This is a genomic window from Bradyrhizobium sp. AC87j1, assembly GCF_002936975.1.
Taxonomy (GTDB): domain Bacteria; phylum Pseudomonadota; class Alphaproteobacteria; order Rhizobiales; family Xanthobacteraceae; genus Bradyrhizobium; species Bradyrhizobium shewense.
Map to the genome: position 1 here is coordinate 37526 of NZ_PTFE01000059.1, position 13070 is coordinate 50595.

Sequence of the window (13070 nt, forward strand, 5' to 3'; positions counted from 1 at the left end):
TGCAATTGATCCCGAGGCGACGCCCCGGGATCAATTGGCCTATCGCAGCACGAACGGATAGGGCTCGTCGCCGCTGCTCATCCAGACGGTCTTGGTCTGCATGTATTCGTTGATGGCCTCGATGCCGTTCTCGCGGCCGAGCCCGCTGCGCTTGTAGCCGCCGAACGGAGCCATGTAGCTCACCATGCGGTAGGTGTTGACCCAGACCATGCCGGCCTTGAGCCGGTCGGCCATCACGTGGGCGCGTTTCATGTTCTGCGTCCAGACACCGGCGGCCAGACCAAAGAGGATGTCGTTGCCGATCTCGATGGCCTCTTCCTCGTCGCGGAACGGGATCACGGACAGGATCGGACCGAACACCTCCTCCTGCGCGATCCTCATGCTGTTCTTGACGCCGGTGAAGACCGTGGGCTCGACGAAGAGACCCTTGCCGCATTCCGGCCGATGGGCACGATCGCCGCCGAGTGCCAGATGCGCGCCGTCCTTCTTGCCGATCTCCATATAAGCGAGCACCTTGTCGAACTGCGGCAGGTTGGCGACCGGCCCGACCTGGGTCTCGTTCTTCATGGGATCACCCATCTTGATCGTGGCCGCCGCTTTCAGCAGCTTCTCGACGAAGGCATCGTGAACCGATTCCTGCACCAGCATGCGTGAACCGGCGATGCAGGCCTGGCCGACGGCCGCGAAGATGCCGGCGATGGCACCGTTGACCGCATTGTCGAGGTTGGCGTCGTCAAACACGATGTTGGGCGATTTGCCGCCGAGCTCGAGGCTGACGCGCTTGAGACCGCGCGCCGCGCCCTCGTAGATCTTCTGGCCCGTGGCATCGGAGCCCGTGAACGCGACCTTGGCGACCTGGGGATGCTCGACCAGCGCCGGCCCGACTTCGTTGCCGAAGCCGGTGACGACATTGATGACGCCGGGCGGAAAGCCAGCCTCCTCCACCAGCGCCATCATCTCGAGCAGCGATGCGGAGGTGAATTCCGAGGGCTTGAGCACCACGGTATTCCCCGCCGCCAGCGCTGGAGCGAGCTTCCAGGCCACCAGCATCAGCGGCGAGTTCCATGGAATGATGCCGACGACGACACCGACCGGCTCGTGCTTGGTGTAGGTGAACATGTTGGGCTTGTCGATCGGGATGACCGAGCCCTGAACCTTGTCCGCGAGGCCGCCGAAGTAATAGTACCATTGCGGAATGTAGTTGAGTTGCCCCCGCATCTCGCTGATCAGCTTGCCGTTGTCCCTCACCTCGATCTCGGCAAGGCGCTCCGCGTTCGCCGCGATCAAATCACCCAGCTTGCGCATCAACGCGCCGCGCTGCGTCGCATTCAGCTTCGGCCACGGCCCCACATTCATGGCGCGATGCGCGGCCTGGACCGCGCGCGCGACATCCTCTTCATTGCCGCGCGGAATCAGAGCCCAGGGCTCCGCGGTATAGGGGTTCATGGTCTCGAACCACTCGCCCGAGGCCGAGTCCTCCCACTTGCCCCCGATATACATCTGATACTTTTTCACGGACGCACCTCCCTGCGACATTAAATATGACTCTTCGTATTATGGTATTATTGATTTTTGCAAGGCGTCAAGCCGCGATGGGGCCGCGCGAAGCCGCGATTGACAAAATATATTTTATCATAATACTGTATTACATAATTTAATGACCAACTGGCCGGTGAGCCTGCGGGTGGGAGGAACCAGATGACGAACAACGTGGCCACCGACATCGCCATTGCGCTCAAGCATGCAGGTGTCGAGGACTTCTTTCTCCTCACCGGCGGCGACCAACCCTTGTGGATCGCGCTTCGCGATGCCGGAATTCGAATGGTGGTCGCACGCAGCGAGGCCAGCGCGGTCTACATGGCGGACGGTTATGCGCGCGCGAGCGGGCGGGTCGCGCCGGCCTATGGGCAGGCCGGGCCCGGCGCCGCCAACGTCGCCGCTGCGCTCGCCGATGCCGTGTGGGCCCAATCGCCGGTCTTCGCGCTGACAGGCGCGACCGCGACGCAAGCCGTGCACATGAACGAGTACCAGGACCTCGATCAGCACGTCATCTTCCAGCCGGTCACCAAGTGGAACGGTGCCGTCGCCGCTCCCGAAATGACTGGAAGTCTTGTTTCGCAGGCGCTCCACATCGCGGCGACGCCGACATGCGGCCCAACCCATCTCGACGTGCCGAAGAATTTCTTCGCGCTGCCGGGTGTTTCGCAAGCCACGAATCCGCCCGGACGTCATGTCGCAAATGCGGCCAGCAAGGCAAGGCCGCTCGATACCGAGCTCGCCTCGGCCCTGGACATGCTCAAGAGCGCGCAGCGTCCTGTGCTGTTCATCGGCGAGGGCGTGAGGCTGGCCGGCGCGTGGACCGAGCTTGCGCTGCTGTCGGAGCTCTCAGGCATTCCGATCGTTGCCACGGCTGGCGGCAAGCCGGCCGTCCTGACCTCGCATCCGAACTTCTGCGGCATTGTGGGCCGCTATTCGTCGGTGACGGCCAACAAGCTCATGGCAGAGGCGGATTGCGTCCTGGCGCTCGGGACCCGATTGGGCGGCCTTGCGACCAACGGTTACACGCTGCCCAGTCGCCGGGCGACCGTAATCCAGATCGACCATGATCCGGCTTCCCTCATCAACACCTACGCGCCCCGTCTCGGTGTTCGCGCCGACATCAAGATTTTCCTCACTGAACTGCTTGGCCTCGTCAAACAGCAGCGCCTAAAGGGGCCGTCCGATTGGCTGGAGCGTTGCCGCAGTGACGCCGCCAGATGGACGGAGCATCACCGCGAGCAACTTGTCGCCGCGTCCGGCAACGCCGCCCTCTCCCCGTTGACGGTGCTTGACGAGCTCTCCCGCTATGCCAGCGAGATCACCCTCGTCGCGGATACCGGCTACATGGCCGCCTGGACGGGTGTGCTGTTTCCGACGTTGCGTTACGACGCCTTCTTCCGCGCGGTCGGCTCGCTCGGCTGGGCCCTTCCCGCCTCGCTCGGCGTCCAGATCGCGCGAAAGGAGAAAGTCGTGTGCGTGATCGGCGACGGCGGGGCCGGCTATCATCTGGCCGATATCGAGACGGCGGTCCGATACAAGCTGCCTGTCGTGATCATCGTCATGAACAACAGCGCGCTCGCCTTCGAGTACCACGAGCAGAAGTACCGCTGGAACGGCAACGTCGTCGCGGAAGCGAACGATTTCGGGCGGGTCGACTTTGCCGCAGCCGGTATCGCCCTCGGCGCCAGGGGCGCCCGCGCCACGAGCCGCGAGGAGTTCGCGGCAGCCATGGCGCTGGCAATGAAGGCCTCCGATCCATTCGTGATCGATGTCGTCATCGACAAGGAAGCCTTTCCGCCCGTTACCAATTTCGATGCCGTGATGGAACGGAAGCTCTAGATTTGCGGACGGCGCGCCGGAAGAGCGGGCGCGCCGATCCAACATACGAAAATCATAACAATCATAAAGAACCGGGGGAAACCATGAAGACTCGTCGAGCTATTGTTGGAGCAGCTGCGGTTGGTTTGTTGCCGCTGGCCGCCCCTTCTGTTGTCAGCGCGCAAAAGGCCACGATCCGCTGGCGCCTGGCATCCAGCTATCCCAAGAACCTCGACACCATCCACGGCATCGCCGTTCGCCTTGCCAGGCACGTCGCGGAGATGACGGATGGCGGCTTCCAGATCCAGGTGTTCGGCCCCGGCGAAGTCGTGCCCGGCCTGCAAGTGCTTGATGCCGTGCAGAGTGAGACGGTCGAGCTGGGACATACCGCATCGATCTACTACAGCGGCAAGAACAAGACGTTCGCGATCGATACCGGGCTGCCGTTCGGGATGACGCCACGCCAGCATCTGTCCTGGATGTATCGCGGCGGCGGACTCGAGCTGTTCAGGGACTTCTTCAAGACCTATGGCATCGTGAACTTCCCCGGCGGCAGCACGGGCGTGCAGATGGGTGGCTGGTTTCGCCGCGAGGTCAATACGCTCAATGACCTGAAGGGCCTCAAGATGCGCATCCCCGGCATCTCCGGCGACGTCGTCGCGCGCCTCGGGGTCGTTCCCCAGAACATCGCGGGCGGCGAATACCTATCCCGCGCTCGAAAGGGGCACGATCGACGCGGTCGAATGGGTCGGCCCCTATGACGACGAGAAACTCGGCTTCAACAAGGTCGCCAAATATTATTATTACCCGGGCTGGGGGGACTGCACGGGGCAATTGGCCTTCTATGTCGGGGCAAAGGCATGGTCTGCGCTGCCGCCGCACTACCAGCGCGCATTTGAGGTGGCGGCCGCGGAAGCCTCGTGGGACATGCTATCGCATTACGATGCCAGCAACATGGCGCCGCTGCGTCGGCTGATCGCGAACGGCACCGAGCTCAGGCCGTTCTCACGCGAGATCATGGAGGGCGGGTACCGCGCGGCATTCTCGCTCTACGCCGAAGAAGCGGAAAAGAATCCCGACTTCCGCAAGATCTACGGCGAATGGCTGAAGTTTCGCGAGGATATCGTGACCTGGTTCAGGGTGGCGGAGGCGAGCTTCGAGTCTAGCCTCTATAACCTCTACAAGACCTAAGCGAAGTTTCAGGCTCGTCGCCAGCTTACGAGGTGGAGCAGTGAGGTTCTAGCCTGCTCATTAACCAATTCTCATTTTCGCAGCCGGAGTCCGTTCAACTTCGGCAGCAACGCCGGTTATGATCTCGCGCAACCACATCAGTGCGGGATCCATGTGAAACGACGCGGGCCATTGCAGCGATTCCCGAAATGCCGGGAAGCGGACCGGCACGCGCAGCAGCTTTAGCGGGAAATTCCGCGCAAAGATCGCAGCAAGGCGATGATGCATCGTTGCAATACGGTCCGTTCCGATCACCATCGCGGCCATCGCGGTGAAGTTCGGGGCAATGACTTCGATGCGGCGCCTATGACCCAACTGCGCGAGCGCCCGCTCATCGAAGGACAAGCCGCGAATGGGCCCGAGCTGGGCCGTGATATGGCCGACCTGAAGGTAGCGGCGGAGCGAGATCGAACGTCCGATCTGGCGACTTCCGCTCCAGGCCACGCAGCAGAATTCGTCTGCAAACAGATGTTGGCTCGGATGGCCGTCAATAAGGCTCGTACTGGGAATGACGACAAAGTCGACTTCCCCCCGCTGTAGCTGGTCCTCGACCCGGTCACTGAAGGCCAGGATTTCAAGACCAACGCGCGGTGCCGTCAGATAGACGCGCTTCATCACGGCATGCATCAACACGATGCTCGCATAATCGGAAACAACCAGCCGAAATCGGCGCTCGGAACTCTCCGGGTCGAATTTCGGCGGCGAGATCAGGTTGGACCGAATGCGCAGCAAGATGTCCCGCGTCGGCTTTTCCAGCGATTGCGCCAACGGCGTCGGCCACAGCTTGCGCTGTGAGATCGTGAAGATCTCGTCGTTGAAATACTGACGCAGTCTTCCGATGGCGGCGCTCATCGCCGGCTGGCTGAGATGAAGGCGCCGACTGGCGCCCATGACACTGCGTTCTTCGAGAATCGCATCGAGAGCGATCAGAAGATTGAGGTCCAGGCCCTCGAACCGCATTTGTTGGCATCCATACTGCGAATATCACAAATCAATATAATCGATTTTTCAAATTTCAGGAACCATGCAACAAAATTCAGCACGCGCAAGCAGCCGCTAATCAAAAACAATCGCGCTCCGGGAGAGACCACCTTGATCAAGCCATGGATTTTCGAGTTCATGCAGGCCCCGAATCCGAGCGATGGGGACACCCTGCCCGGGGCCGTGACGGCCGCGTTCAACGACAATTTCGCCTTTTGGCTCGAAGCCGAGCGGCTGGGCTTTGAGGGCATCTTCTTCAGCGAACACCACTTCGCCCACTCGTTGAGCCCTTCCCCCAATCTCCTGATCGCAGCGATCTCTCGCCACACCACGAGGCTCCGCTTGGGGACGATGGGAAACGTCGTGCCGCTCTATGAGCCGTGGCGCGTCATCGAAGAGCTGACGATGCTCGACCATCTGACGAGCGGGCGCCTCGAGATCGGCTTTGCGGCCGGCGTGCCGCAGGAGCTGGCGCGGATCGGTCTCGGCATGGCGGAGGCCCGCGAGCGCTTCAACGAGGCTCTCGACATCCTCGATGCTGCCCTGGTCAACCCCGTCGTCAATCACAGCGGAAAATACTGGAAATTCGAGAACCTCACCCTGATGCCGGGCGTCTTCCTGCAGCCTGCGCCACCGAAATGGACGACCGTGGTCAGCTCCGCATCCGCGCAGAAATCCGCCCAGCGGCGATCCAAGATCTGCACCGGCTTCGAGTCGGTCTCCCGCATATCGGAGATCTTCGATGCGTACCGAAGCGAGTGTGCCGGGCTGGGATTGCCCGCAAGCCCCGATCAGCTCGCAATCCGCCGCAACATCTCCATTTCGCGCGACGCCGCCGCGGCGCGGGACGAGGCGCGTACCGCAAAGGCGGCGACCTTGAAGATCGTCGCCGGCGATCCACGCGTCACCGACCGCGCATCGTCGACACTCGATGCGCCGAAGGCCGGAGCCGGGTTTTCGCTGCATGACGACGACTACATTGCGGGCACGCCGGCGCAAGTCGCCGAGCAGATCATCGATCAATGCCGCAAATGCGGTGCGGGCCATTTTCTCGCGATGCTGAGCCGGGGCAGTTCGGCACGTCGCCTCGAATCGCTCGCTCTCTTCGGCGAGGAGGTCCTTCCCCAAATGCGGCGCGCGCAGATCGGTTGAGCGCCTGCCCCTGGAAGCACAGCGACTGGAGCAGCGAATGATTCAGGACAGGCCTCTCATTGTCGGAATTGGCGGAACGCCACGACGCGGATCGTCGTCCGAAAGCGCGCTGACGTTCAGCCTCAAGGCGGCCGAGCAAAGAGGCGCGAGGACGGTTCTCCTCTCCGGCGCAGACCTGCTGCTGCCGATGTATGTGCCGGGGCAACCACCATCGGATCAGGCTTCGCGCCTTTTGGCCGCGCTTCGTGCCTGCGACGGCCTCATCATCTCCTCCCCCGCCTACCACGGATCGATATCAGGATTGATGAAGAACGCGCTCGACTACGCGGAAGAACTCAGGAGCGACGCGCGCGCCTACCTCGACGGAATTCCAGTCGGCTGCATCGCATGCGCCGGCGGGTGGCAGGCCGTTGGCCAGACACTGGCCGCGCTCCGAACGATTGCCCACGCGCTCAGAGGGTGGCCTACCCCATTCGGCGCGATGTTGAACACCTCCGCGGCGCTGTTCGACGCCGATGGGAACTGCACCGATCCGGCAGCCGGGCGTCAGCTCGAGACGGTCGGCCACCAGGTGGTGGATTTCGTGCGCATGCAACGTCAGGGAAGACCACCATCGCTCTCCGTTGCGACAGACGCGAGGCAGGAGCCTGCAAGGAGTTTGACGTGACATTCGAAACGGTAAGGCTCGACATCGCCGGCGTCGACACGGTGATCAAGGTCATCGGCGAAGGTCCCGCCGTCCTGGCGCTCCACGGCGCAGCAACGATCGAGGGCCATGAATGGGCGCGCGGCCTGGCCGACAGGTTTCGCGTCTATCTGCCGTTTCATCCCGGGTTCGGCGAAAGTGGCCCTGCCCCGCATATATGCGGGATGCAGGATATGATCGTTCACAACCTCCGGCTCGTCACGGCACTCGGGCTGGATCGACCGCACCTCGTGGGGCATTCCATGGGCGGTTGGATGGCGGCGGAAATGGCCGTCGTCGCCGGCGAACGTTTTGCGCGTCTGGTGCTCAATGCCCCCGCCGGACTCAACCACCCCGATCATCGCGGCGCCAATCCCAGAGAGATCCCTCCGCAGGATCTGCCCCAATACTTCGCGCGTCGCCCAGAGATTGCGGCCCGATACTTTCCGGGAGGCTCGCTTGCCCCGCCACAGGAACAGTTCATCGCGGCAAGGGAAAGAGAAGGCAAGGCGCTTGGCAATATCATGAAAGCTCACGGCATCGGACACCCGAATCTCCGCCGATGGTTGAGCCGGATCCCCAATGAAACGCTCCTCCTCTGGGGCGACAGGGACAGGATAGCGCTCGCCAGCCAGGCCGGGCTTTGGGCGAAAGAAATTCCGAAAGCGCGCATCCATATCGTGCCTGATGTCGGGCACTTTGCCATGCAGGAAGACCCGCGCTGCGTCACGGCGATCGGCGATTTCCTTGCGGGTTGAACGCGAGATCGGCTACGAAACCCAGGGAGAGAAATATGAGGGCCATCGTGATCGCACTCGCTGTGGCAGCGAGCATCATATCGACATCGCTGGCGCAGCCTTCGCCGCCCCCTTGGCCGAACCATCCTATTCGCCTCATCGTCAACTTTCCGCCGGGAGGCGCTGCCGATCTGCTTGCCCGTCTCATCGGCCAGTCACTCAGCGAGACCTTTGGTCAGCCGGTGGTCGTCGAAAACAAGGCCGGCGCGAACGGAAATCTCGGCGGCGACGCCGTGGCCCGATCGGCGCCAGATGGCTACACCTTGCTGATGTCGTCCGGCAGCATGGTCGCGATCAATCCTCACATCTATGCCACCATGCCATTCGATCCCGCGAAGGACATCGTTCCCGTCGCCTCTGTCGCGCGCGTCCCGTTCTATCTCGTCGTTCGAACAGACAATCCGGCAACCGATTTGAAGGCGCTTGTCGCCGATCTCAAGGCTAATCCCGGAAAACGCAACTTTGGATCACCCGGTGTCGGCAGCTCTCCGCATCTCGCGGCGGAACTGCTCAAGAAGATGACCGGTACCGACGCCGTGCACGTGCCCTACCGTGGCGCAGCACCTGCGCTCAACGACCTGCTTGGCGGGCAACTCGACTTCCTGTTCGACCCGGGCATTGCCATCGAGCATGTCAAAGCGGGCAGACTCCGCGCCATTGCGATCGGCAGTCCGCAGCGCTCACCTCAGCTCCCCGACGTGCCGACACTGGACGAGCTCGGCCTCACCGGCTTTGATGCGGACGCCGTTTTCGGCATCTACGCACCTGCCGGAACGCCCGCCGAGATCATTGCGCGCCTTAACACGGAGATTAACCGGGCCCTGACAACCGAAGCGCTCAGGGAACGCATCATGGCCGTTGGCAATGTTCCGGCGGCGATGTCTTCCGATGAATTCGGAGAAAGAGCCCGCGAGGATTCCAGGCGATTCGGCGCGATTATCCGCGAACGTGGGATTACGGCCGGCAACTAGTGCTGAGAGGTCAACTCCCGACGTATAGGGCCTCACCAGCCTTGTTAGACGTCCGTTGCGGGAGGACGAGCTGGCCGCAAGTGACACGAGCGTTTCTCAACACGAAGCGTCGAAGCAGGTAGCGATAGTTCGTCAGGGTCTCGGGTTTTGTCGTTTCTGGATGAAGGGCTTTCCTCGAACGAGGCGAAGTAGGGATCGAGGCAAGGTAGTCTGGACGAAGATTTCCATTGCTTGTGCTCCATGTTGATGGAGCGACAACGATTATGCCGAATCCAAACAGAACGGGTGCCTGCCTCGAAGCGAAGAAGACTGCTCATGCGGCATAATCCGGCTTGCGGCATAATGAGCGAGTTCGCGGATTAAAAGCGGTGATCATCACTGCTGCAGACTGCGAATATGAACAACGTCGATCATTCGCATGATCACCACAACGCTTCAGCGTATCCCTAATGGCTGGCCCAGAACAACAATCGAGGCGCTCATGCCAAGGAACCCGCGCCGCCAGCGGCCTTTAGCTCGCGGCTTCCGAGTTCTTTCTAGGTGCGCCTGCAGCCACGGTGCGGACCGGCACATAAGCAATGCTGTCGCTGCTCCGATCGTGGCCTTATAATACAAATTGCGGGCACCAGGCCTTCGTGCTCTTACACCCGCGTCCGTTTCTAGCAAACGGCGACAATGAGCTGACGACCGGCCGCTCGAAAATGCTTTGCTTTACCGAAGGCGCATTGCCATCAGAGCTGGCCGATCAGACGATTTTGGGAAAGTACTAGGCGACGCCCCAAGCTCGTCGTCGCTTATATCATATACATCGATTCGACTGATCACCGCTGATGTTGTTGTATCTTGAGATTATCCAACAACTTCGAGCCTTCACTGAACGATCGCGACCAAGATCGTTCTGCCAAGTCCAGATAGCTTTTCAGCAACTCGGAGGGCGTTTTGACCTCAGCAACCACTTTTAGAAAATTGGCGTGATCGTGCAAAGAGGAAGCAGTCAATCTCAAACCGTCTTTCAAAGCCGCCGCGAAGAAGTTTGTCGTTGCTTCGATCGACTTCTGCCATTCTGGAAACACGAATGAAGCGCGCGTGGCTACCGTCGACTGCTTAGTGTGCTCGGCGGCGCCACTTGGCCCAGCAGCCGATGCCTGGGTCACTTGCGGCCCTTGCTGTGTACGGCGTTTTTCGTCTTCAGCTACGCTCGATGCCATTGGACGTCTCCTCTCTGAACTGTAACGTTGTGATTGGTTTCGCGGCTCAGCTCCAATCAACCTTCAGAGGGTAACACGATCTCCAATATGTCATACCTGCCACTTTTGGTAGCTTTGATCGCAAGGACCTGACTTACGACGACATTTAACGTGACCAATGCTGGAGGCGGATTATTCAGTCTGCCAGATTCCCGGTAGATCCCCGATGGCTATATCTCGCGGAGAGTCCTGAATCGGCATGTCGCAAATAGCCGTGTAGAGGACGGCCTGATTTGGGTCTATGGCGTCGGCGAAGATGGTGTTCAGGCGTTCACCGACTTTGACATCGAAAACCTGATCGAGCTCGTCAGGTTCCACAAAGAAAACCCCAAGCTGCTCAGCGCTGGCACGGGAATGAACCAACCAGCCTGCGGCCTACACCGGATGCGTACGATCTGTCCCATCAGGCTCAACCGGAAAATGTGCTGTTCGCAGGTTCCGACGGCGGCGCCGAGCACTGGGCCATCATCGCCTCTCTGGTCGCAACCTGTAAGCTGAACAACGTCGATCCGCTTGCCGAACCTGACTAACGCCCTCACCAGATCGTCAACGGTCATCAAAACAGCGACATCGATCAGCTGCTTCCGTGGGTATATTGCCGTCACGACCTCTAAGCTGTCGCCTGAGAACGACGCTTGCCTACTTGGCTCAGCTCATGCTTGAGGTGCCGCCCCGCCGATTGTCGGGCCAGTATCACGAGAAGTAGCTGTAGCAGACAATGCTTATAGACGGCGCTGCGTCAACCGTATGTGAAACTCAGGTCGCGTCGCCGGTAAGCCGGGGGGCGATTATTCGCCGGGCTTTGCCGTGCTCTCGGCCCTCCATACTCTCTCATGATTGAAATGGACCCGCGGAGCGGGGCCGCTTGAACCGGTTTGTTTAGTTGGTAACTGACTTCCTATCACGCTGCCACAGACTCTATCTGCTCCAGTTGCTGCGGGGCACGTGGTCAACGCGTCAGAGACTGGGGAAGAACGTCTCGCAAAGCCTGACATGATAAGTCGAAGTCGGGGCCGCTTACGGATCTACGGCAGCCTCATTCTCTTGGAATCGCGCCTGCGCTCGCAGCTACCTGGCTAGGCTTGCGATGAACCCCTTAATGCCGAGTATGCTCAGTACCCGGGTGAAGTTATAGCTCAGCGCCATCAGGCTCCACTCACCGCGCACCACGCAGCAAGAAATGTCGGTACCCAGCACGACACTTGAGTGTGCCGAAGGGAGTGCTCGACCACCGCGGAACGGCGCCGCATCATCGCACCGGCATCGCGCATTCGGGCCAGATCGCGCTCGACAACGTTCTCATGCTCCCAGCCGTAAACAATCCGTAGTTCCGCCTTTTCCGCCAGGCAGGCCGCGCAAGAAGCAGGAACCACAAGCAGCGATGCGGCCGCATAACGGATCTGGAATTTGCCGGCAGCATCCTGTTTGCGACCATTCATCGGCTTGAGCCGTTCTCCTGCCGGACAGTGGTAATCATCGGTATCGGCGTCATAGAGGAAATCACCGCGACCAAAACGTCCTTGTGCAGCGAGGCGCTGATTCCGTTCCGCGGGTGGGACATAGGCGGTGATTGCATCCGTTTCGCATGCCTTCAACGTCTCGCCAGCGTAGTATCCGGCATCAGCCACTGCCGTCAGTGTAGTGACCCAGAGGGCCACCTTAGCCGCCGCTGCCATTGCATATAGTTGGCCACTGTCATTGCCGTCATTTCACCTCGCTGGCGACGATCAGCTTGTGCTTTTCGTCGACAGCGAGCTGCACATTGTATCCGGCAATTGTGTATCCGCCCTTCGTCAGGAGGCGAGCATCGGCGTGGGTGCGCGACAGCTGCAGCGCACCGTTCTCCTCCAGACGGTCGAGATCCGCCTTGGTGCGGGTTCTTCGCCATCAGTGCTGCCAACTTTTCGGGTGTCGGTAGCTCTCGTATGTCGTCGCAATCGATCGTCGAGGGTCTGCGCGGCTTCAGCCGCATCGTTCGACTCAAGTGCGTCTACATAAGCTTTTATGTCGCGTTCAAGTGCCTTGAAGGGTACCGTCCAGAATGTTTCGCACTTTTGATCAGGCGACGGCTTCGTTTTCAGAGAGTTGTGGCTGATAGAGCGGTCGCATGTTCATGTAACATTTTGTCGACCACGCCGTTCCGGCAATGTGCCGCAGCCGGGCCGCCGCCAAGTTGAGACAGGATTGGCCGTCGGGGAAGGCGCCGACGACAGGGGTTCGTCGCCGGACCTCCTTCATGACGCGCTCGAGCGGATTGTTCGTTCGAATTTTCCGCCAATGGATGTCCGGAAAGGCATAGTAGGCGAGCGTCTCGTGAACCGCCTGCTCGACGAGATCAGCAGCTTTGGCCATACGGCTTGCCCGCAGATCCGCGATGACGGTCCTGGCTTTCTCGTCGGCCGCGGCGCCGCTCTCCTGGGCATGAATGGCCTTGAGCATGCGGCTCACCGCGCGGACCCGGGTCGACGGCAGGTGGCTGAAGATTGCGATAAAAAATGCACCATGCAGCGTTGATAGCGGGCCTCCGGCAGATAATCCGCAACGCTTTCGACAAGACCTCGGCACGCGTCGGAAACCACCAACTGCACGCCCCTGAGACCGCGATCGACGAGATGCCGCAGAAACGATGACCAGCCGGATTTGTCCTCCT

General features: G+C 60.7%; 9 protein-coding genes and 3 pseudogenes. 7 read left to right on the forward strand and 5 right to left on the reverse strand.

All coding sequences use genetic code 11. From position 1 onward, the window contains the following. Positions 1-39: 39 nt before the first annotated feature. Complete coding sequence (locus tag CV770_RS26335) at positions 40-1515, reverse strand: aldehyde dehydrogenase (RefSeq protein WP_104464442.1); 1476 nt, start codon at positions 1513-1515, stop codon at positions 40-42. Between the two features lie 183 nt (positions 1516-1698). Here CV770_RS26335 and CV770_RS26340 point away from each other — a divergent pair, with 183 nt between their 5' ends. After that, complete coding sequence (locus tag CV770_RS26340; protein ID WP_104464432.1) at positions 1699-3378, forward strand: thiamine pyrophosphate-binding protein; 1680 nt, start codon at positions 1699-1701, stop codon at positions 3376-3378. Between the two features lie 83 nt (positions 3379-3461). Continuing rightward, a pseudogene (locus CV770_RS44260) lies at positions 3462-4548 on the forward strand (TRAP transporter substrate-binding protein). Between the two features lie 60 nt (positions 4549-4608). On the opposite strand, the gene CV770_RS26350 reads toward CV770_RS44260, so the two are convergent. Beyond that, positions 4609-5547 (reverse strand): LysR family transcriptional regulator, encoded by a 939-nt coding sequence (locus tag CV770_RS26350; RefSeq protein ID WP_104464433.1) that lies wholly within the window; start codon positions 5545-5547, stop codon positions 4609-4611. Positions 5548-5679: 132 nt separating this feature from the next. On the opposite strand from CV770_RS26350, the gene CV770_RS26355 reads away from it, so the two are divergent. The 4 genes from CV770_RS26355 to CV770_RS26370 are packed head-to-tail and all read left to right on the forward strand — an operon-like array spanning position 5680 to position 9173. Beyond that, complete coding sequence (locus CV770_RS26355) at positions 5680-6720, forward strand: LLM class flavin-dependent oxidoreductase (protein ID WP_161500032.1); 1041 nt, start codon at positions 5680-5682, stop codon at positions 6718-6720. Between the two features lie 37 nt (positions 6721-6757). After that, positions 6758-7387 carry an NADPH-dependent FMN reductase gene (locus CV770_RS26360; RefSeq protein WP_104464435.1) on the forward strand — a complete coding sequence of 210 codons (630 nt, stop codon included), beginning with the start codon at positions 6758-6760 and terminating at the stop codon, positions 7385-7387. Next, positions 7384-8163, forward strand: a complete 780-nt coding sequence (locus CV770_RS26365; RefSeq protein WP_104464436.1) for an alpha/beta fold hydrolase — start codon at positions 7384-7386, stop codon at positions 8161-8163. Before CV770_RS26360 ends, CV770_RS26365 begins: the two co-directional genes overlap by 4 nt. Before the next feature lie 35 nt (positions 8164-8198). Beyond that, positions 8199-9173, forward strand: a complete 975-nt coding sequence (locus CV770_RS26370; RefSeq protein WP_104464437.1) for a Bug family tripartite tricarboxylate transporter substrate binding protein — start codon at positions 8199-8201, stop codon at positions 9171-9173. A gap of 821 nt (positions 9174-9994) precedes the next feature. Here the strand turns inward: CV770_RS26370 and CV770_RS26375 are convergent. Next, positions 9995-10381: a hypothetical protein gene (locus CV770_RS26375; RefSeq protein WP_104464438.1), complete on the reverse strand. Its 387-nt coding sequence runs from the start codon at positions 10379-10381 to the stop codon at positions 9995-9997. A gap of 455 nt (positions 10382-10836) precedes the next feature. On the opposite strand from CV770_RS26375, the pseudogene CV770_RS43455 reads away from it, so the two are divergent. Beyond that, a pseudogene (locus CV770_RS43455) lies at positions 10837-11034 on the forward strand (transposase domain-containing protein); the annotation flags it as partial. A gap of 531 nt (positions 11035-11565) precedes the next feature. Here the strand turns inward: CV770_RS43455 and CV770_RS41750 are convergent. Then, positions 11566-12078: a hypothetical protein gene (locus CV770_RS41750; protein WP_146101353.1), complete on the reverse strand. Its 513-nt coding sequence runs from the start codon at positions 12076-12078 to the stop codon at positions 11566-11568. A 400-nt stretch (positions 12079-12478) separates the two neighbouring features. Beyond that, positions 12479-13008 (reverse strand): annotated as a pseudogene (locus CV770_RS26390) (transposase). Positions 13009-13070 lie beyond the last annotated feature (62 nt).